Source organism: Euzebyales bacterium (genome assembly GCA_035461305.1).
Classification (GTDB): Bacteria; Actinomycetota; Nitriliruptoria; order Euzebyales; family JAHELV01; genus JAHELV01.
Genome location: DATHVN010000090.1, coordinates 38,983 through 59,722 on the forward strand (window position 1 = coordinate 38,983; position 20,740 = coordinate 59,722).

General features: G+C 71.8%; 18 protein-coding genes and 1 tRNA gene. 1 reads left to right on the top strand and 18 read right to left on the bottom strand.

The window, feature by feature from the left end:
* Positions 1–15 precede the first annotated feature (15 nt).
* The 5 genes from VK923_08600 to mfd form a co-directional block, all read right to left on the bottom strand.
* The gene (locus tag VK923_08600; protein ID HSJ44724.1) at positions 16–579 is read right to left on the bottom strand and encodes an HhH-GPD-type base excision DNA repair protein; all 564 of its coding nucleotides are present in this window, start codon (positions 577–579) and stop codon (positions 16–18) included.
* Positions 576–1,481 (bottom strand): hypothetical protein, encoded by a 906-nt coding sequence (locus VK923_08605; protein HSJ44725.1) that lies wholly within the window; start codon positions 1,479–1,481, stop codon positions 576–578. Before VK923_08605 ends, VK923_08600 begins: the two co-directional genes overlap by 4 nt.
* 151 nt (positions 1,482–1,632) lie before the next feature.
* Positions 1,633–2,793 carry a nucleoside triphosphate pyrophosphohydrolase gene (gene mazG, locus VK923_08610; GenBank protein ID HSJ44726.1) on the bottom strand — a complete coding sequence of 387 codons (1,161 nt, stop codon included), beginning with the start codon at positions 2,791–2,793 and terminating at the stop codon, positions 1,633–1,635.
* Positions 2,790–3,431 carry a SurA N-terminal domain-containing protein gene (locus VK923_08615; GenBank protein HSJ44727.1) on the bottom strand — a complete coding sequence of 214 codons (642 nt, stop codon included), beginning with the start codon at positions 3,429–3,431 and terminating at the stop codon, positions 2,790–2,792. The genes mazG and VK923_08615 overlap by 4 nt, the downstream gene beginning before the upstream one ends.
* 306 nt (positions 3,432–3,737) lie before the next feature.
* Positions 3,738–7,175, bottom strand: coding sequence for a transcription-repair coupling factor (mfd, locus tag VK923_08620; GenBank protein ID HSJ44728.1), 3,438 nt, complete (start codon positions 7,173–7,175; stop codon positions 3,738–3,740).
* Positions 7,176–7,264: 89 nt separating this feature from the next.
* On the opposite strand from mfd, the gene VK923_08625 reads away from it, so the two are divergent.
* Entirely contained in the window at positions 7,265–8,116 is an 852-nt protein-coding gene (locus VK923_08625; GenBank protein ID HSJ44729.1) for a YhjD/YihY/BrkB family envelope integrity protein, read from the top strand.
* A 137-nt stretch (positions 8,117–8,253) separates the two neighbouring features.
* Here the strand turns inward: VK923_08625 and pth are convergent, their stop codons facing one another.
* The 13 genes from pth to rsmI form a co-directional block, all read right to left on the bottom strand.
* Positions 8,254–8,844: an aminoacyl-tRNA hydrolase gene (pth, locus tag VK923_08630; protein HSJ44730.1), complete on the bottom strand. Its 591-nt coding sequence runs from the start codon at positions 8,842–8,844 to the stop codon at positions 8,254–8,256.
* A gap of 18 nt (positions 8,845–8,862) precedes the next feature.
* Complete coding sequence (locus VK923_08635; protein ID HSJ44731.1) at positions 8,863–9,561, bottom strand: 50S ribosomal protein L25; 699 nt, start codon at positions 9,559–9,561, stop codon at positions 8,863–8,865.
* A 142-nt stretch (positions 9,562–9,703) separates the two neighbouring features.
* Positions 9,704–10,090: a LysM domain-containing protein gene (locus VK923_08640; protein HSJ44732.1), complete on the bottom strand. Its 387-nt coding sequence runs from the start codon at positions 10,088–10,090 to the stop codon at positions 9,704–9,706.
* 54 nt (positions 10,091–10,144) lie between these two features.
* On the bottom strand, positions 10,145–11,113 hold the full coding sequence (locus VK923_08645) for a ribose-phosphate diphosphokinase (protein ID HSJ44733.1): 969 nt from the start codon (positions 11,111–11,113) through the stop codon (positions 10,145–10,147).
* 12 nt (positions 11,114–11,125) lie between these two features.
* Positions 11,126–12,502, bottom strand: coding sequence for a bifunctional UDP-N-acetylglucosamine diphosphorylase/glucosamine-1-phosphate N-acetyltransferase GlmU (gene glmU, locus VK923_08650; GenBank protein HSJ44734.1), 1,377 nt, complete (start codon positions 12,500–12,502; stop codon positions 11,126–11,128).
* 47 nt (positions 12,503–12,549) lie between these two features.
* A tRNA-Gln gene (locus tag VK923_08655) sits at positions 12,550–12,623 on the bottom strand.
* A 38-nt stretch (positions 12,624–12,661) separates the two neighbouring features.
* Entirely contained in the window at positions 12,662–13,669 is a 1,008-nt protein-coding gene (locus VK923_08660; GenBank protein ID HSJ44735.1) for a 4-(cytidine 5'-diphospho)-2-C-methyl-D-erythritol kinase, read from the bottom strand.
* A 75-nt stretch (positions 13,670–13,744) separates the two neighbouring features.
* Positions 13,745–14,617 carry a 16S rRNA (adenine(1518)-N(6)/adenine(1519)-N(6))-dimethyltransferase RsmA gene (gene rsmA, locus VK923_08665; GenBank protein HSJ44736.1) on the bottom strand — a complete coding sequence of 291 codons (873 nt, stop codon included), beginning with the start codon at positions 14,615–14,617 and terminating at the stop codon, positions 13,745–13,747.
* Positions 14,614–15,393, bottom strand: a complete 780-nt coding sequence (locus VK923_08670) for a TatD family hydrolase (GenBank protein HSJ44737.1) — start codon at positions 15,391–15,393, stop codon at positions 14,614–14,616. The genes rsmA and VK923_08670 overlap by 4 nt, the downstream gene beginning before the upstream one ends.
* A 119-nt stretch (positions 15,394–15,512) precedes the next feature.
* Complete coding sequence (locus VK923_08675; GenBank protein HSJ44738.1) at positions 15,513–16,781, bottom strand: MFS transporter; 1,269 nt, start codon at positions 16,779–16,781, stop codon at positions 15,513–15,515.
* A complete protein-coding gene (locus tag VK923_08680; GenBank protein HSJ44739.1) occupies positions 16,768–17,430 on the bottom strand; it encodes a helix-turn-helix domain-containing protein in 663 nt (220 codons plus the stop codon). The genes VK923_08675 and VK923_08680 overlap by 14 nt, the downstream gene beginning before the upstream one ends.
* Before the next feature lie 90 nt (positions 17,431–17,520).
* A complete protein-coding gene (gene metG, locus VK923_08685; protein HSJ44740.1) occupies positions 17,521–19,131 on the bottom strand; it encodes a methionine--tRNA ligase in 1,611 nt (536 codons plus the stop codon).
* Positions 19,132–19,881: 750 nt separating this feature from the next.
* Positions 19,882–20,739: a 16S rRNA (cytidine(1402)-2'-O)-methyltransferase gene (gene rsmI, locus VK923_08690; protein ID HSJ44741.1), complete on the bottom strand. Its 858-nt coding sequence runs from the start codon at positions 20,737–20,739 to the stop codon at positions 19,882–19,884.
* Between the last annotated feature and the right edge of the window lies 1 nt (position 20,740).

Here is a 20,740-nt window from a genome sequence, read left to right on the forward strand (position 1 = left end):
GCTCGCGTCAGGAGGTCAGGCGCCGACCCTGGTGTGGCTCCTGGTGTACAGCCGGACGCGCTCGAGGCTTTCGCGGTCCACGACGTCGGCCACCGAGCGGTGGCCAGGCAGCGCGTAGACGCCGGCGACGCGGTCCCAGCCGGCGGGCCGCACGCCGAGCTGCTTGCCGAGCAGGGCGATCAGCACCCGTGCGGTGTGGTCGTTGAAGCCGGGCAGCGCCCGCACCGTTCGGTACACCTGCCGTGCGTCGACAGCACCTTCCCACAGCGCTGCGGGGTCACCGCCATGATGCACCGCCAGGTACGTGCACAGCGCGTGGACGCGGCGCGCCATGACCCCCGGGGAGCGGTGCAGGACCGGCGGGCGCCGGAAGCACGACTCGATCTCGCTGACCGGTAGGGTGGCGACGGTCCGCGGGTCCAGCGGAGCGAACAGGCGCCGGGACAACTCGTAGGGCGCGGCGTAGGCGCGCTCCATGGGCACCTGATGGTCGAGGACCAGCCCGATCAGCAGCGCGAGCGGATTGGTGCTGAGGTAGGAGTTGGCCTTCTCGTCGCCCGTGAAGGACAGTGTGGTCATCGTTCCCATCGGGGTGGACTCCAGTGACGTCCCGATCCGACGTCATGGTCGTACCGGTCATTCTGGGGCACGTCCTCCGACGTTGACCACTGCTCTTGTGGCCGATGGTCCATCGCCGGATCCGCGACGCCGTGCCAACCGGCGGTCAGCTCGTCGAGGCGGTCGTTGAGCGCGTCGAGCTGGGCGCCGACGGCCAGGAGCGCCTCGTCGTCGGCCGCCCGGCCGGCGAGCGGCAGCTGGTCGAGCCGCCGATCGATCGCCCGCAGAGCCAGCTGATCGCTGCCGTCGAACATCATCGTCGCCACCACCCCGGCCGCGGCGGCGAGCCACAGCAGCAGCACGGACACGACCAGCGCGGCGCCCAGCGACAGGTTGAAGGCGACCGCCGGCAGGACGAGCGGCGGCAGCACGAACAGCGCGGTCCGCAGCGGGACCGACGCCCGGACCCTCGGCGTGAGCCGTGCCACCGCCTCCCGCAGCCGCTGCGCGACGGACACCGCGTGCTCGACCTCGTCGGGTGCGCGGCGAGCCGGTGCGTCATGGTCGTCCCGTGCAGCGGCGTCCGGGGCCGGAGGCGGGTCGGCGGACGTCGGCGCCCCGGCATGCTCCGGCGCGAGCGGTGGCGGTGCGTGGGGTGGGACGTCACGGTGTGCTGCGGACCAGGTGGCACGATCGTCTGACGGCGCGCTGTCGGCCCACGACGACGCGTGCCGGTCGTCACCGGCCACGGCCGCCTGCCACGGGTGTGGTGCGGGCGGGACCGCACGCACCTGGCGGTCGTCCCCGTCGCCAGGCTCGCCGGTGTTGCGGGGCCGTAGGACCCGGTCGTCGAGCCGAGACCACCGGGCCGTCTCCGGCCATGCCGGCTCGTCGGCACCGGGCCGTGGGTAGGCGTCGCTCACCGTCTGGTCACTCCCTTCGACCATGGGCGGGGAGCACCCACGATCTCATGACGTCGAACCCGGGTGGCGTTCCCCCAGGGACGCGCACGCGTCGGTGAAGATGCTGCACGGCGCACGCGCTCCCGTCGTCACCGCAGGGATGGCCGACCGGTCATGTCACGTCGGCGCGCGCGTCGTTCCAGAGCCTGAGCCACTCGGCCGGCGAGATGTCCTCCGGTGCGCCGGCAGCCAGCTCGAGTGCTCGCGCGAAGCGCACGCGGAACCGCGACGCGCTCGCACGCAGCGCGAGCTCGGGATCGATGTCGAGCTGCCTCGCGACGGCGATCACGGCCAGCAGCAGATCACCCAGCTCATGCGCCTGGTGCACGTCGGCGGCCTGCTCGAGCTCGGCGAGCTCTTCGTGGACCTTCGCGAGCGCGTCCCTACTCCCCGGCCACGCGAACCCGTGGTTCTCCGCGCGCCGCTGCAGCGCGACCGCCAGCGGGATCGCCGGCTGGCCCTCGACGATGCCGTCGAAGACACCGGCGCGTTCGGGCTTCTCGTCGGCTTTGAGCTGCTCCCAGTTGGCCATGACCGACGCGGCGTCGTCGACGGTCACATCGCCGAAGACGTGGGGGTGCCGGCGCACCAGCTTGTCGACGATGCCCCTGGCCACGGTGTCGATGTCGAACCTGCCGTGGTCCGCTGCGATCTGCGCGTGGAACACGACCTGCAGGAGCAGGTCACCGAGCTCCTCGGCGATGTGGTCGTCGTCACCGCCCGCGATCGCCTCGAGCAGCTCGTAGACCTCCTCGACGGCGTAGCGCGCGAGCGTCGTGTGGTCCTGCTCGCGGTCCCACGGGCACCCTCCGGTGCCGCGCAGCCGCTGCTCGACCGCGACGAGCTCGAGCAGGCCGACGCCGGTCGGCGCCACGCCGAAGTACACGACCTCGACCTCGACCTGGCTGCGCGCGGCCTCCATGCCCAGCGCCCGGGTGAACGCCTCGGTGTCGGCGGCGCCGTACAGGTACGCGACGGCTCCGGCCTGGCGGACGCGGTCGACGATCCACGCGACGCGTGCGCGCTGCAGCGGATCGACGCCGCTGAGCAGGTCGCGACGGCTCAACGCCGCCGGCTCCTCGGGCTCGGGCACCACCTCGTGCCGCAGGTCGGCATTGACCAGGTGATCCACCATCGGATGGCCCGCATCACCAACGAGGACGAGGTCCGTGCCCGACAGCGCCGTCCACGCGTGCAGTGGCAGCAGTCCTGGGAGCTGGTCGACGGTGTCGATCAGGACCAGGCGGGGCTGTGCCGACGCCGAGCCGGTCAAGGGCCGTCGCTCGCCGCGGCCTCGGCGCCGCCTGCGACGGCCAGCGGGTCGTACGGTGCGACCGACAGGCTCGCCTCGTCCCACTGCCCGTACCGCGGGTTGACCTCGATATCGACATCGGCGATCTCGTCGCGGATGAACGCCGCGAGGTCCTCCGACGCTCCGATGCTGTCCTGCAACAGCGCCTGCGTCTGCTGGTCGCGCAGCTGCTGCAGTACGAACTCCTCCGACAGGCCCTGCTCGGCGATGCGGTCCTCGAACGCCTCGGCGCCGCCGAGCTGGTCGACCAGCTCGTCGCGGGCCCGCGCGACCTCGTCGTCGGACACCGCGATGTCCTGCCGGTCGGCGACGACGTCGAGAATCTCGGACCGGATGAACGACGTCACGACCTGGTTCTGCGCGTCGAGGACGAACTGCCCGCTGGTGTCGCCCTGGGCCTGCTGCTGGAAGGCCGAACTGCCGCGGATCGACGCGAGGGTCTCGTCGATCTCGGCTGCCGGGATCGACCGGTCGCCGACGGTCGCGGCGGTCCCGGGGTCGCCGGTACCCGTCAGCGAGCACGCCGTGGTCAGCGACACCACGGTCACGACGGCCAGACGACGGGCAAGCGTGGTCACGGATCGCTCCTGTGTGCGCATGTGCCGCGTCAGTGTAGGCCGTGTCCCTCGGACCGGCCGAGCGCTTGGTCGTCCCGCTGACGCTCGACTCCCAACGTCCCAGGGAGCCCAGGGCACGGCGACCAGGGCAGCTGCGCCCGCCTCGTATGGCACGGTGACGGTCGCACACCGGGCCTGGACATCTGTCCGGCGTAGCCGGTCCACGTCGTGTTTCGTGGAACCAGGCTTCGCGAAGTCGTGCGAGCGCACGCCGCGAGCCGGGATGCAGACGCGGCTGAAGCCGGCTGGAGCCGGGAGACACGGCCTTGGGGTGAGCAGCGGCTCGGCTCAGCGGCGGCGCCGCCCAAGGACCGCCTTCAGCTCACGCGCGACCCACCCGATCAGCTCCACGTCGGCCGACGGCATCGGCAGCTCCAGGGCCCCCGCGGCCTCGTTCCACAGCGCCTGTGGCCGCTGGCGTCGAAGCCTCACCTGCTGCGACTCGGAGAGGTGGACCGGCAGGACCCTGACGGTGCGGCGCGGCGTGATCCCGATCTCGGTGATCCCCCACCGGCGGGCGGCCGCCCGCAGGGCGGCGACGGTGATGAGCCGCTTCGCCGCCTCGGGCAGCGGCCCGTAGCGATCGGTCAGCTCATCGGCGACGTCCCGCGCGCCGGCACCGTCGCGGATCCCGGCGATGCGCCGGTAGGCCTGCAGCCGCAGTCCCTCGTCGGCGATGTAGTCCGGCGGCAGGTGCGCGTCGACAGGCAGGTCGATCGTGATCTCGGCGGCCTCGGCACGCTCGCGGGCTGCAGCCGCCGGGTCATTCAGCTCCGCCATCTCCTCACGCATCAGCTGGGCGTAGGCCTCGAAGCCGACCGTGGCGATGTGGCCCGACTGGTCCGCTGACAGCACACTGCCCGCGCCACGGATCTCAAGGTCGCGCAGCGCGATCGACAGCCCCGAGCCGAGGCCGGTGTGGGTCGCCACCGTCTCGAGGCGCTTGTAGGCCTCCTCGGTCAGCGCCCGCCGCTCGGGGTGGAACATGTACGCGTAGCCACGCACGACCGATCGGCCGACGCGGCCGCGAAGCTGGTAGAGCTGCGCCAGGCCGAGCATGTCGGCCCGCTCGATGATGAGCGTGTTGGCGTTCGGGATGTCCAGGCCGCTCTCGACGATGGTCGTGCACACCAGCACGTCGAAGTCACGCTCCCAGAAGCGGATCATGATCCGCTCGAGCTGCGACTCGGCCATCTGCCCGTGGGCGATCTCGACCCGTGCGTCCGGCACCAGGTCGCGCACCGCCTGCGCCGCCGCAGAGATCGTCGCCACCTGGTTGTGCAGCCAGAACACCTGACCCTCGCGGAGCAGCTCGCGCCGGATCGCCAGCGCGGCCATCGATTCGTCGTGCGGTCCGACGTGCGTGACGATCGGCTGGCGCTCCTCCGGTGGCGTGTCGATCGTGGACAGGTCGCGGATGCCGGTGATCGCCATCTCCATCGTCCGTGGGATGGGCGTCGCGGTCATTGTCATCACGTCCACGCTGGTCCGCAGCTGCTTGAGCTTCTCCTTGTGCGCGACGCCGAAGCGCTGTTCCTCGTCGACGACGACGAGCCCGAGGTTCGCGAACTCGACGTCGCCCGACAGCAGCCGGTGCGTGCCGATGACCAGGTCGACCGTCCCGTCGGCCACACCGTCGAGGACCGAGCGCTGCTGCGCCGGGGTGGCGAACCGCGACAGGGTCTCGACCCGGACCGGGAAGCCCGCGAAGCGCTCGGAGAAGGTCTCGCCGTGCTGCTGGGCGAGCAGCGTCGTCGGCACCAGCACCGCGACCTGGCTGCCGTCGAACACCGCCTTGGCTGCAGCGCGGACCGCGATCTCGGTCTTGCCGAAGCCGACGTCGCCGCAGATCAGGCGGTCCATGGGGACCGGCGTCTCCATGTCGCGCTTGACGTCGTCGATCGCCGCCAGCTGGTCGGGCGTCTCGACGTGGGCGAACGCCTGCTCGAGCTCACCCTGCCAGGGCGAGTCCGGCGCGAACGCCATGCCGGGCGCGTGCATGCGCGCCTGGTACAGCCGCAGCAGTTCGCCGGCGATCTCGCGGACCGCCCGTCGGACCTTGCCCTTGGCGCGCTCCCAGTCGGTCCCGCCCATCCGCATGATCCGCGGGTCCTCGCCCCCGATGTAGGGGGCGAGCGCGTCAACGTTGTCACTCGGCACGAACAGCCGGTCGCCGCCCGCGTACTCGACGATCACGTAGTCGCGGGTCAGGTGGCCGGCGGCCTGCCCGCCGACGCTCGACGTCGGCCCGCGCAGCTGCCGGGTCGTGATGCCCCGGTACGTGCCGACGCCGTGGACGGCGTGCACGATCGGATCCCCGGGGGTGAGGTCGAGCACCGTGGCCTGCGCGGTCCGCTTGCTCGGCAGCCGGCGACTCGCCCGCGACCGGCGGGGGCCAAACAGATCCCACTCGCCGAGCAGCGCGACGCCGAGCTCGGGCGAGACGAACCCGTCGCGCAGCGGTGACTCGGTGATCGCGATGGGCTGGTCGGTGACGGTTGCGACGACCGGCGCTGCGACGCCGTGCTCCCGCAGTACCTCCCCGAGGCGCATGGCCGGGCCATGCCCGGGCGTCGTCAGGACGACGCGCACGCCGTCGCGCGACAGCTCGGCCACCCTGCGCGCGGCCTGGACGACGTCGCCCCGGAACGAGTCCCACGGCCGGCCCGGGATGTCGGGCGGACCGAACGGGTCCAGGGTCCACTGGTCCCCGCCGAAGCGGTCGGTGACCTGCTTGTACTCGCCGAAGCCGACACCGTCGTCGCGGATGATGCCGCCGCCGGCCTCGGACCAGCCGGCGATCGCCAGCGCCTCGGCCTGCTCGCGCAGCTCCGCGCTGCGCCCTTCGAGCCGGACCGGGTCGACCAGCACGATGCCGGCACCCGCAGGCAGCAGGTCCAGCAGCCACGCTGGCGCCGGATGCATCGCGGTGATCAGCGACTCGGCGCCCTCGAACACGATCCCGTCGGCGAGCATGCCGAACTGGTCGGCGAGGTCGGGGATGCGTGAGGCGAGCGCGCGGGCCGTGCCGGCGGTCTCGTCGTCGAGGACCAGCTCCCGCGCCGCGTAGATGTCGACTGTGTCAACCGGTTCGAGTGCCCGTTGGTCGGCCACGCCGAACCAGCGCAGCTGATCGACGTCGTCACCCCAGAACTCGACCCGCAACGCGTGGTCGTGGGAGGACCCGAAGATGTCGACGATGCCGCCGCGCACGGCGAACTCACCGCGTTGGGCAACGAGCGTCGTGCGGACGTAGCCGAGCGTCGCGAGCTGGTGTACCAGGTGGTCCAGGCCACCGTCGTAGGCGGGTGACAGGACGATCGGACGCCGCTCCCCCAGCCGAGGGTCCATCGGCTGCAGCAGCGCGCGCACGGGTGCGACCACGGCGTGCAGGTCGTCGGTGCCGAGCCGGTCGAGCGCCCGCAGGCGCGTCCCCACCGTCGCCGGCTGGGGTGACAGCCGCTCGTGCGGCAGCGTCTCCCACGCCGGGAACAGCGCGACGCGGTCGGTGCCGATGAACGCGCCGAGCCCGTCGACGAGCTGCTCGGCGTCGCTGGCTGTCGGGGTGACGATCAGCAGCGGTCGCGCGCGTTCGCTCAGCAGGGCACAGGCCAGGGGGCGCAGCGCAGGACCCACGTGCAGAGCACCCGGCACGAACATGTCAGTGTCGAGTGAGGAACGGACGTGGTCCAGCAGCCCCGACAGGGGCGGGCGGGGCGTGCTCATGGCCCTAATGGTGACACACTGCCGCGTCGCCGGAGTGCGGATGCATCGGTTGTCGGGGCAGCACCGGGACGTGCTGCCACGATGGGCCCATGCTCGCTCGATGGTTCGATACGGCGCTTGCGCTCGTGCGCGCCACACGTGACCGCGCGGCGGGACACGACCTGATGCTGGTGGCCGCCGGCCTGACCCTGTATGCCGGCATCGCCATCGTGCCGCTGCTCCTGCTCGGCCTGTACGGCGCCGGCCTGGTCATCGACCCGGATCGCGTCGCGATGCTGGTGCGGGACCTCGCGACGTTCGTGCCACCCACGATGGGCGTGCGGCAGATCATCCGTTCCCTCGCCGACGCCGGCCCGAGGCTGGGCATCGGCTCCCTGATCGCATCGGTGCTCGCCGCGACGACGTACGGCGAGGGCATGCTGCGCGCCGTCGACGTGCTGGAGGGCCAGCAGCGCCGGAACCGGACGCTGGCGGGGCGCATCCGGGTGCTGCCGTACGTGGGGGTGTTCCCGCTCGTGACGGTCGCGGGCCTGCTGACAGTCGCCGCGCTACCGGACATGCTCGGCGGCGGGACGATCGGGCAGGTCCTCGGGGTGTACCTGACGTTCTGGATTGGCTGGCTGTCGGCGACCGCCCTGCTCGTCGTGCTGTACCGGCTCTTCTCCGTCCAGCGCCTGCGCTGGCCCGCGACGGTATGGGGTGCGCTGGCGACCGGGTCGTTCCTGGCGGGGATGTCGCTGGGCTGGGTGCTCGTGCTGCGCTACGGCGTTGCGGTCGGCCGCGCGTTCGGCGGCTCGGTGGACGTCGGCAGGGTCGTGTTGTTCACCGTGTATCTGCTGCTGGTGCAGGTCGCCGTCCTGCTCGGCTACCTGCTGGTCCTGTCGATCGACGCGCACCTCACCTCCCCCACGCCGGACTCTGACCCCCACCCCGAAACCTGACCCCCACCTCGTGCACCGAACGTCGAGGTGGGGAGCAGAAGGCGGACGCAGCGCGACCAATCACCCACACCCCGAAGCTGACGCCCAAAGGTGAGGAGCGAACGTCGAGGTGGGGAGCGAAGTACGGGACGGGGGCGTCAGGCGGGGTGGGGGGCATGGTGGATGTTCTGGGCCGGTTCGAGACCCTCGGCCACCAGGTCGCGCGTCGCCTCGGCGGCGCGGCGGACCGCCGCCAGCGCGTCCTCGCGCTGCGCCGCGGGGATGCGTGCCAGGACGTGGGTCGCGGCGTTCTGCCGTCCGGGCGGGCGGCCGACGCCGATGCGCACGCGGACGAAGTCACGCCCCCCGCAGCGGTTGATGATGTCGCGCACCCCGTTGTGGCCCCCGGGGCCACCCCCGCGCTTGAGGCGGACGACCCACGGCTCGAGGTCGATGTCGTCATACACGACGACCAGGCGCTCCAGTGGGACCTTGTAGAAGCGCAGCGCCCGCTGGACCGGCCCGCCCGATGTGTTCATGTACCCCCCAGGCACGAACAGCGTGATCGGCGGGCCGTCGGGTCCGAGACGCCCGTCGGCGGCGACGCCACCGGCGCGGTGCCGGGTCATGCGCAGGCCGAGCTCCTCGGCGAGCAGGTGCACCGCGTCGGCACCGAGGTTGTGGCGGGTGCCGGCGTACTCCGCGGCCGGGTTGCCCAGGCCGACGATCAACGTGCGCTCGTCGTCCACGACGAAGGTGCGGGCGACCTACTCGTCTCTGCCGCCGCCGGTGCCGCCACCCTCCTCCGTGGCCTCGGCCTCGCTCGCGTCAGCCGGCACGGGCTGGCCCTCGGCTCCGAGCGCCTTCTCGAGCTCCTCGCCCTCGGCGACCTCAATCTCGGGCACCTCGACCTGCGGGATGTAGACGGACACGACGGCGTGCTCGGGGTCCTCGAGCAGTTCGACGCCCTCGGGCAGGTCGAGGTCGTCGAGGCGCTTGACGTCGCCGACCCCCATGTCGGAGATGTCGAGCTCGAGGCTGTCGGGCACCTCCAGCGGTAGGACCTCGACCGGCACGTCGAACCGCACCTGGTCGACGACGCCGCCCTCGTCGGCGCCGGCTGCCTCGCCGGTGAGGTGTATCGGGACGTCGACCGTGACCTTGCGGCTGCGGTCGACGACGACGAAGTCGACGTGCATGATCTCGCGCCGCACCGGGTGTCGCTGCAGCTGCCGCGCCAGCGTCAGGTGAGTGTCCCCGCCGACCTCGAGGCGGATCAGGGCATTGAGCCCGGCGTCCGTGCGCAGGGCGTGGTAGAGCTCCAGCGCGTCGACCGACACCGGGGTTGCATCGAGGTCCGCGCCGTAGGCGACCGCGGGCACGCGACCAGCTCGGCGGAGGCGACGACCCTCGCCCTTGCCGCGGCCGTCGCGCGCCTCCGCGGTGAGCGTCACCTGGTCAGCCATCGCCTGCACTCCTCTTGGTCACTGCAGGAAGAAGAAGATCGAGATCCGCTGTGCGGACAAGCGAAGACGCGTCCGGCACCGGCGACAGGCCAGTCTAGGCAGGCCGCGTGATCGCCACAACTTCGTGCGAGGAGCGGTGTGCCTATTCGGGCGCGGGGATCGTCAGCTCGAGCCCGACGCGCAGCGGCGCCGACGGGTCGATGTCGTTCGCTTCGGCGATCGCCGGCCATCCGTCGGACGTGTCGTAGAACTGCTCGGAGATCTTCGTGCCGGTGTCGCCTGCCACGACCTCGTACGTGACGGGGAACTCGTCACCGCCACCACCACCTCCGCCACCCTCGTCTGCCGCAGCGTCGCCGCTGGCGACCTCCGATGGCGCCGCCGCGGTCTCGGATGGCGCGGCGGTCGCGTCCTCGCCGAACACCACCGTGTCGCCGATGGTCTGCAGCAGCATCGGCACGGCGATGAGCACGACGACGAGCATGACGGCAAGGGCGCCAAGCCAGCGCAGCGGGGGCGACAGCTCCACGTGTTCTCCTCTGGCTCGGGCGTGCGCGCCGGCATCCAGTGTCCCCCGGCGACCCTACTGGTTGCGATCGTCGAACAGCTCGCTGACCGACTCGTCCTCGAAGATCGCCTTCATTGTGCTCGCGACGATCGCCGCGATCGAGACGACCTCGATCTTCGCGCAGTCGCAGTCGGCCGGGATCGGCATGGTGTTGGTCACGACCACGGTATCGATGGCCGAGTCCGAGAGCCGCTCGCAGGCCGGACCCGACAGCACGGGGTGGGTCGCGGCGACCACGACCCGGGCGGCGCCGCGGTTGACCAGGGCCTCGGCGGCACCGCAGATCGTTCCCGCGGTGTCGATCATGTCGTCGACGAGCACGACCGTACGGCCCTCGACGTCGCCGACCACGGCCAGCGTGCGGGCGACGTTGTGGGCCTCGCGAGTCTTGGCGAGGAACGCCATCCGCGCGCTGGGCAGCAGCGCCTGGTACTTCGAGGCGAGCTTCACGCCGCCGGCGTCGGGCGACGCGATCACCAGGTCGTCGTCGGCGAACCGTTCGGCGAGCCAGCTGACCAGCAGGGGTAGGGCCGTCAGGTGGTCCAGCGGCTTGTTGAAGAACCCCTGGATCTGGCCGGTGTGCAGGTCGACCGACACGACCCGGTCAGCACCCGCCGTCGTGAGCATGTCGGCGAGCAGGCGGGCGGTGATCGCCTCGCGCGACCGGGCTTTGCGGTCGGCGCGGGCGTACCCGTAGTACGGGCAGACGGCGATGATGCGCTTGGCGGACGCGCGCTTGGCCGCGTCGATCATGATGAGCTGCTCGACGATGTTGTTGTTGACCGGCGAGCAGTGGGTCTGGATGAGAAACACGTCGCTGCCACGCACGTTCTCCTGGTACCGCACGTACAGCTCGCCGTTGGAGAACTCGTGGATGTCGACCGAGCCCAGGCGCATCCCCAGGTGGTCGACGACCTCACGCGCGAGCTCGGGGTACCCCCGGCCGGTGAAGACCTGCATCCGCTTCTTGGTCACGACTTCCATCGCGGTGTGTCCTCAGGTCTCGTTCGACGCCCGTCGGCGTTCGGCGTACCCCTCGATGATGCGTTGCTGGTTGCGTTCCAGCGCGAGCGCACCGGGCGGTACGTCACTGGTGATGACCGATCCCGCACCCGTGTACGCATCGTCGCCGACCTTGACCGGGGCGACCAGCATCGTGTCGGCCCCGATGCGCACCCGGTCGCCGATGGTCGTCTGGTGCTTGCGGTAGCCGTCGTAGTTGACCGTCACGGTGGCCGCGCCGATGTTGGAGCCGGCGCCGATCACGGTGTTGCCGATATAGGACAGGTGCGGCACCTTGCTGCCCTCACCCACGACCGACTGCTTGATCTCGACGAAGGCGCCGGCCTTGGCGCGGTGGGCGAGCTCGGCTCCGGGACGCAGGTAGGTGAAGGGCCCGACGTTCGCGTCCGGCCCGATGTGCGCCGACAACGCCACGGTGTAGGTGACGGCCGCACCCGCCTCGACGGTGGTGTCGATCAGCCGGGTGTCTGGGCCGATGACCGCGCCGGAGGCGATGCTCGTGGCCCCCTCCAGGTGGGTGCCCGGCAGGAGCGTGGCGTCGGCCGCGACCACGCAGCCTGCGCCGACGTAGGTCGTGGCCGGGTCGACGACCGTCACGCCGTCGCGCATCAGCTGGTCCAGCATGCCTGCGCGCAGCACGGCGCCGGCCGCCGCCATCTCCGCGCGGTCGTTGACGCCGCGCACCGTCGCGGCGGCCGCACGCACCGCGGCCAGCCCCTCGCCGACCAGTGGCTCGACGACATCGGTCAGGTACTCCTCACCCTGGGCGTTGTCGGTCCCCAGGCGTCCGATCTCGCGACGCAGGGCTGCGGTGTCGAACACGTACATCGACACGTTGACCTCGCGCACCGCCCGCTCCTCAGGAGTGGCGTCGCGCTCCTCCGCGACGCGTAGGACCGCCCCGTCGTCGTCGCGTAGGATGCGCCCGTAGCCGGTGGGGTCATCGAGCACCGTGGTCATCATCGCCACCGCGTTGCCGGGCTGGACCTCGAACATCCGGTCCAGCGGCGCGCCAGCGACCAACGGGGCGTCCCCAGGGACCACCATGACGATGTCGATGCCGTCCAGGGCACCCGCCTCGAACACGACCCGCACAGCGTGGCCCGTCCCCCGCTGCTCAGCCTGGTGGACCGTGACCAGCTCCAGGCCGGGCACCTGCGCGGCGTCGGCGGCCACGTCGTCACCCTGGTGGCCGACCACCACCACGACACGGTCGAGCTCGAGAGGACGCAGCGCGGACAGCACCCACTGCAGCAGCGACCGACCGGCGACCTGGTGCAGGACCTTCGCCAGGTCGGACTTGAAACGGGTGCCTTTTCCGGCTGCCAGGACGACGGCTGCACGGCTCATTTGGGTGTTGTCTCGGATTGGTCGACGGCTCAGCGGGCTGCTCGGTGTGGCTGGGAGGGAAGGGATCGAACCTTCAACTCCGACTCCAAAGGACGGCGTGATGCCATTTCACCACCTCCCATCGCCCCCGCGGCGGAGCACGCGCACGAGAGATGGCGCTTACTCTAACGTCCGCAGCAGCGGGCCCGTGTCGGACAGCCCGGCGTCGCGTGACAGCTCCGGGCCACCGGCCGGCGACGTCGCGACGATGGCCTGCGGGCACCAGTGCTCGATGGCGCGGGCGAGGGCGCGCGCGGCGGCTTCGTCCGGGGCCAGCGCCAGCAGCGTCGGGCCGCTGCCGGCCAGGACCGCGGCCAGCGCTCCCGCCTCCAGCAGCTGACGCTTGCGGCTGCGAAGCTTTGGGCGCAGCGAGAAGGCGGCGTCCTCGAGCTCGTTGTCGAGCGCGGCCGCGAGCCGGCCGGGATCGGTCGAGCGGACCGCGTAGAGCACCTCGTCGGCGCGTGTGTCCGCTGGGCGCGACCGGTGGTCCCAGGCGCGGTAGACCGCCGGCGTCGACAGGGGCTCGGGGTCGGGGCAGATGACCCAGTGGAACGGTCCGCGCGCCAGCACCGGGGTGATGTCGGTGCCACGGCCGGCGCCGAGCGCGGTGCCCCCGGTGACGCAGAACGGCACGTCGCTGCCAAGCTCGGCGCCCACCGACCGGAGCTGTTCGACCGACAGGCCACAGCGCCACAGGCGGTTCAGCGCGACGAGCACGCCCGCGGCGTCGGCCGAGCCGCCGGCCATGCCGGCCATCACCGGGATGTGCTTGTCGAGGTCGATGATCGTGCGGACAGCGTCACGGTCGGTGCCGCTCTCGGAGGGCACGATGCCGCTGAGTTCCCCGAGGCGCAGCGCAGCGCGCAGCGCGAGGTTGTCACGCCCCTGCGGCAGGGTTGGATCGGCCCAGAGCTCGACGCGCATGTGCCTGCGGGCCGCCGGATGGTGGCGTCTGCCCGGGAGGCCGAGGAGCGCGACCCGCAGGTCGTCGTACACCGAGACGGTCTGAAACACCGTGACCAGCTCGTGGTAACCGTCCGCCCGCCGGCCGCGGATGGCCAGGAACAGGTTCAGCTTCGCGGGAACGCGGACGCGCAGCGCGCTGCCGTCGATGTCCTCGGCTGCCACCGATGCGAACTCCCGGACCTCGGTGATCGTCGTGGCCCGAGCGGTGCGACCGCGTCGATCAGGGTGGACAGCGAGTCATGGTAGGGGCAGCGACGCTCCGTCGGCAATGTGGCGGTCGCGCAGCGCGTCAGCCAGCTCACACCATGTCGTCAGCGGGAGCTGCTCTGCGCGGACGTCGGGTGCCAGGCCGACCGCAGCCAGCGCCACGTCGACCCGCGCGGTGTCGAGCAGTGGCGCGAGCGCGTTGCGCAGACGCTTGCGGCGCTGGGTGAAGCCCTGGTCGATCAGGGCTACGACCGTCGGGCGCGGTATCGCGCGCTCCCACGGCCGTGGCTCGAGGTGCACGGTCACCGAGTCGACGCCCGGCACGGGCTGGAAGGCCCGCCGACTGACCCGCGCGACCACGCGAGCGTCGGCGTAGGCGCCGATCTTGAGGCTGACCGCACCGAACTGGGGATCGCCGACCTCGGCGGTCCACCGCTGCCCGACCTCACGCTGCACCATGAGGTGCAGCCGCGAGAAGTGCTCCAGCGCCAGCGTGTCCAACGTGACTGACGTGCCGATCGCGTACGGCAGGTTGGCCACGACCAGCGCGGGAGCCGGGATCTCGGCGACGAGGTCGACGTCGCGTACGTCAGCGTGGATCACCCGCACCATGGGATCGTCGCCGACGACCTCGGTCAGCGCCCGCACCATCCCGGCGTCGACCTCGATCGCCGTCACCCGCGCACCGGCCGTGCGCAGCGCGAGCGTCAGGCTGCCCAGGCCTGGCCCGATTTCGCACACCTGGTCCCCCGGCCGCACGCCCGCATCGGCGACCATACGGCGCAGGGTGTTGTGGTCGATCACGAAGTGCTGACCGAGCCGGCGGTTCGGTGCCAGGCCATGACGACGGAGCAGGTCGCGCAGCTCGGTGACGCTGAGCAGGCGGCCGGTCCGGCCGTTCACGCCGCGTCGGCCGGCGCGGGCAGCGCGAACGCGCGACGGGCATTGGCGCTGGTGAGCTGGCCCATCTGCTCGCCCGTCATGCCGTGCAGCTCGGCGAGCGTGGCGGCGACGAGCGACACCCGCGACGGCTCGTTCGTCTCACCGCGGTGGGGGTGCGGCGACAGGTACGGCGCGTCGGTCTCGGTCAGCAGCAGCTCGGGGGGCACGGTGGCCGCGGCGTCGCGCAGGACCGGTGCGTTGAGGAAGGTCACGGTACCCGAGAACGACATGTACCAGCCGTTCGCGGCGCACCGCTTCGCGAACTCGGTGTCGCCGGAGAAGCAGTGGAAGACCACGCGCTCGGGTGCGCCCTTGTCGTCGAGGATGTCCAGGACGTCGGCATGGGCGTCCCTGCAGTGGATGACCAGCGCCTTGTCGAGCTGCTTGGCAAGGTCGATGTGTGCCCGGAACGCCGCGCGCTGCTGGTCGTTGGGCGAATGGTCACGGTAGTAGTCGAGCCCGGTCTCGCCGATGCCGACCACCCGCGGATGCTCCGCGAGCTGCGCGAGGCGGCCGATCACCGCCTCGGTCGCTTCGATGGCGTTGTGCGGATGGATGCCCACGACAGCCCACACCACGGGTACGGCACCCGCGGTCTGCACGCACTCGGCCGACGACGCGAGGTCGACGCCAACGGTCAGCATCGTGTCGACCCCGGCGTCGATGGCACGTTCGACGACGGCGCGGGGGAACTCCCCGTCAACCATCTCGAGGTGACAGTGCGTGTCGATGTACACCGGTGCCGGACCCTCCGTCCGGATCGCTCGAGGTCGCGGGTGGCTCAGGCCCGCAGGAGCGGAAGCCTAGCAGCGCCCACCGGCCCGTCCGGGGTGGCCGGCGGTTTCCTGCCTACGCCTCACTCGTCGCCGATGAACGCCAGCAGGACGGACGCGGCGACGAGCACGACGGCGCCGACGACCCACGCGGTCGGGATGCCCGCAGCGGCGGCGACTCGGGTCAGGGCGATGCTCGCGATGACGTTGCCGACCTGCTCGGTCAGCGATTGCGCTGACACCATCGTCGCGCGGCGTTGGGCGGGCACCCGCTCATGGAGCATCTCGGCCTCGGCGACGCTGCGCAGCGCGCCGAGGGCGTAGACGCCGACGAAGGCGGCGGAGGCCGCCGCGAACGTTGGCGCCGCCGCCAGACCGGCCAGAGCGGCGGCAGACAGGGCGGTGGCCACCGCGGCCATACGTCCGGCGTGGCGGGCGATCGCGCCCGGCAGCCGGTCCGCGAGCCAGGCGCCGGCCGCGGCACCCAAGCTCATGGCGACAACGACGTAGCCGAAGGTCCTGGTCGCCCGTGACGCGCTGCCCAGCAGATCGGTGAACCGCGGCTGCCACAGCACCTCCACGCCGACGTAGGCGATGGCCGCCAGGACGAATGCGCCGAACAGCCGCCGCAGGTCGCGCGCGCCTGCGGCGGCGCGCAGGCCCTCGACCACGATCGCCGGGACCGCGCGGACACTGGCGCGCCATCGGCCCGCCACCCGCGGCCGGGACTCGTGGACGAGGACGAGCACGGCCGAGAAGCTGAGGACCTCCGCGACGAGCCCGCCGTAGACCGGCAGCGTCAGCTGCGAGACCGGTCCGTCCAGCGGCAGGCCGGCGCCGAGGGTGGGCAGCAGTGCAGAGAGCAGGGCGCCTGTAGCCAACGCGATGCCCTCGGCGAAGCCGGCGGCGGACAACCCGGGACGCAGCGCCGTGGCGGGATCGACGACCCGCACCGTGTCGACGTACCACGACTCGAGCGGGCCGGTCAACAGCGCGCGGCCCAGCCCGCCGACCACGGCACCGGCGAGGAAGTGCCATGCCGTGGTGCCGAACCCGAGTGACAGCAGCAGGCCGGTGTCGGCGACCGTCGCAACCAGAAGCACCGGCCGCCGGCCGAGCGTGTCGGCGAGACCGCCGGTCGGCAGCTCCAGCAGCGCCGTTGTCAGCCCGTAGGCGGCGAACATCAGGCCGACGGTCGGCAGTGCCAGGCCCCGCTGGGTCGGCACCAGCACCAGGATCGGGATCACGAACCCGATCGGCAGCCACCGCAGGCCGTGGCAGACGAGGAACGCACGCGTGATCCGGCGCGTCGCTCGGGGGGTCTCGGGCACCAGCGGCTCAGCCGTCGTCATCGTCGTCGACCGTGGTGCGCGGCGTGCGGGCCGGTCCGGGGGTCGGCGGTACGACCCGCACACCAGCCACCTCGTGCATCGGGAAGGCCAGCAGGTGCAGGCGCACGTGCTCGGCGTCGCCAGGGATCGGTGCGGCACCGTCGCGCCGCGCGATGGTGGTCGCCAGCGCGGCCTGGATCGTGTCGTGCAGCGCCGTGACCAGAGCGTGCAACTCGTCGGCCGTCGCCAGCAGGTAGTAGTCCGAGCGGTCGGCCGCGTCACGCCACGCCTGGGACCAGTCGCCACGTTCTGCAGTCCACGTGGCGGCCTCGCGCTCGCGCGCCCGGTCGCCGTACGACTCGAGCCATGCGGCCGCCGGCGCCCCCTCGGTATCGTCGAAGTCGGTCGACTGGAACGAGCTGAGGTCGTGGGCGGCCCGCCACCAGCGGTCCCGCCGGGTCCCACGCTCGGGTTCCTCCTCCACGAGCCCGGCGGCGGCGAGCATGCGCAGGTGGTAGCTGGTCAGACCGCTGGACTCGTCGAGCTGGTCGGCCAGCCTGCTGGCCGTCGACGGTCCGGTGATGCGCAGCGCACCGAGGATCCGCAGCCGCAGCGGATGCGCGAGTGCCTTGAGCCGCTCGGTGTCGAGGTCCGCGTGACGAGGTTCCATGCCTGCAGGGTAGAACTGCAAAGATTAGTTTGCAAAAATTGTCTTTGCCGTTGTCCCGCGGGCATGCACGTGCTAGGTGCCCGGATGCCCCTATGCGTCCTCGAGGCGGGGGAACAGCAGATCGCCACGCGTCGTCGCCGCGCCGACCGGCATCGCGCCCTGAGCCGCCGCGTCCGGAAAGCGCTGGTCGTCCAGGTCGGCGTCGATGCCCAGCCTGGACCACAGGGCCTCGGCCGCGTCGGGCATCACCGGCAGGATCAGCACGGCGATGATGCGCAGCGCGTCGACGCAGGTGTACAGCGTTGTGTGCAGGCCGTCGATGTCACCGGCCTTGCGCTGCGCCCACGGCGCGCGCGCCTCCACATAGCGGTTGACGCCGGACACGAACGTCCACAGCGCCTGCAACCCCGCCTTGAAGTTGAGCCTGTCGAACGCCCGGAGGCCGTCGGTGGCGACCGCGAGGTCGTCCGCCAGCCGCCGCTCGGGATCGCCGGACGCGCCGGTCGGCTCGGGTACCGCGCCGTCGCAGTACGAGCCGACCATGTTGAGCACCCGGTTGACCAGGTTGCCCAGGTCGTTGGCGAGGTCGGCCGTGTACCGATCGGTCATCGACTCCCACGAGAACGTGCCGTCCTGCCCGAATGAGATCTCCCGCAGGAAGTAGTAGCGATAGCAGTCGCGGCCGAAGTGGTCGACAAGCTGCGAGGGGGCGATGCCGGTGGCGTTGGACTTGCCCATCTTCTCGCCACCGACCAGCAGGAACCCGTGCGCGTAGACCTGCCGGGGCACCTCGACGCCGGCGGCCATCAGCATCGCGGGCCAGTACACGGCGTGGAATCGCAGGATGTCCTTGCCGATCAGGTGGACGTCGGCCGGCCAGCGGCGGTCAAACTCGTCGCTGTCGCCGTAGCCCGCCGCGGTGATGTAGTTGAGCAGCGCGTCGAACCACACATAGAAGACGTGACCTGGCTCCCATGGCACCGGCACGCCCCAGTCGAAGGCGCTGCGCGAGGCCGAGATGTCGGCCAGGCCCGACGCCACGAAGGACCGCACCTCGTTGAGCCGCGCGGCCGGGCGCACGAACTCGGGGTGCTCGTCGTACAGCGCGAGCAGGCGGTCGCCGTACCGCGACAAACGGAAGAACCAGTTCTCCTGCTCGAGGCGCTCGACCGGCCGGAGGTGGATCGGGCACAGGTCGTCGCCGACGAGCTCCTCGACGGTGTAGTACGCCTCACAGCGCACGCAGTAGGGCCCCGCGTAGGTGTCGGTGTACAGGTCACCCAGGTCGTACAGGCGCTGCATGAACTCCTGCACGCGCTTGGTGTGACGTGGCTCGGTCGTGCGGATGAAGTCGTCGTTGGAGATCCGGAGCAGCTTGTTCATCTCGTGCCAGCGCGGGTTGATGCCGTCGACGAACGCCTGTGGGGTCGTGCCCTGTTCCGCGGCGGTCTGAGCGATCTTCTGGCCGTGCTCGTCGGTACCGGTGAGGAAGAAGACGCGGTCGCCGTTGAGCCTGCGCCATCGGGCCAGCACGTCGGCGGCGACTGTCGTGTAGGCGTGGCCGATGTGCGGGTCGTCGTTCGGGTAGTAGATCGGCGTCGTGACGTAGAACGTGTCCTTGTGGGCAGTCATCACAGCCTCGCGGTCGAACGGTGGCGTGCGGGGTGGAACGGTGCGAGGTTGGGGCGTCCGGCGGCGCAGCGGCGCTAGTGGAGCGCGGCGACGGTCCGACGGGCGCCCGAGGGCATGACCATGCCGTCCCGACCGAGGTGCATCCGCGCAGCATGGGCCGGCACCATCGTGCGGCCCTGGTCGTCGACTGCCATCCGGGGTTGCACCTCCTGTCGCGCCAGTGTAGGACCCCGGGGCGCGGAGAGGCGACCGCGCGGCGCACCGGTGGGCCCGGCGCTGTTCGGCCGGGCTGCATCCGCCGTTCACCTGTCCCACACCAGCCGTTTTCCGCGCTCCTCCAACGGCCCGGCGGCCGTGCAGGAACGCTGCCGGTTCACCGGCGAAAGTGCGCTCGATGACACCATGCCGTCACGCCGTACGCTGATGCCACTCGCCGCGGGCACGCCTGGCTGACCTGCAGATGGACGTGCGCTACGACTGCTGGCACGAGCCGTCGAACACGAGCGACAACGGGAAGTCCGCGGAGGTCGTCGCGCCGGGCTGTTCCGCCGGTACTTCCTGCGCGCGACCGTCGGGCTCTCGGCGGCGGGGCTCAGCACGATCGCCACGCGAGGCGGCGCACAGACGGCGGCGGACATGATCGTGCCCTTGAGGCGCGTCCCCACCAGGAGCGGGGGGTGCGCTTCTGGGACACCAGCCCGACTCCGCGTTGGTGCGCGTCCCCACCGGGAGCGGGGGGTGCGCTTCTGGGGACACCAGCCCGACTCCGCGTTCGGGCGCGTCCCCAGACGGGTGGGGTCAGGGGGCGCGCGGCGTTCGTCAGGCGTCGCGCGCGGCCACGATCGCATCGTAGACCCGCGCCCTCCGCGCCCCTGTCGCCCGCGCGACCGCCGCGATGGCGGCGTTCGTGGCCATCCCCGTGGCGATCAGGCCGCGGACACGCTCGACGAGCTCGGCGTCGTCGAGCCGGTCGACATCCGCCGCTCCCCCCGGGGCAGGTGCGCCGCCGACGACCAGGGTCAGCTCGCCGCGCACACCTTCGCGGCGGACGGTCGCGGCCAGCGTGTCCAGGGGGTCCCGGAGCACCTGCTCGTGCAGCTTCGTCAGCTCCCTGGCCAGCGCGGCGGGGCGTGGGCCCAGCGCCGCGGCCAGGTCGTCGAGCTCGTCGGCGGCCCGGTGCGGGCTGAGGTAGCACACGAGCGTGCGGGTCTCGTCGGCAAGGGCCGCGACGCGCCGCCGCCGTTGCGCGGCGCGTCGCGGGAGGAAGCCCTCGAACACGAACCGGTCTGTCGGCAGGCCGGACAGCACCAGCGCATGGACCGCGGCGACCGGTCCGGGGATCAGCTCGACCGGCACCTCCGCATCGATCGCCGCGCGCACCAGCACGTATCCCGGATCACTGATGCCGGGCGTTCCCGCGTCGGTGGCGACGACCACCGTCTCGCCGGCGGCCGCCCTGGCGACCAGCCAGGGAGCACGCTCGGCCTCCGTGTGGTCGTCGAGGCGGACCATCGGCCGCCCCAGGCCGTGGTGTGCCAGCAGCCGCCCGGTGTGCCTGGTGTCCTCGGCCGCGACGACGTCGGCGGCCGCGAGCGCGTCGAGGGCGCGCGGGCTCAGATCACCGAGGTTTCCGATCGGCGTGGCGACCAGCACGATGCGTCCTCCTGCCCCAGCCACG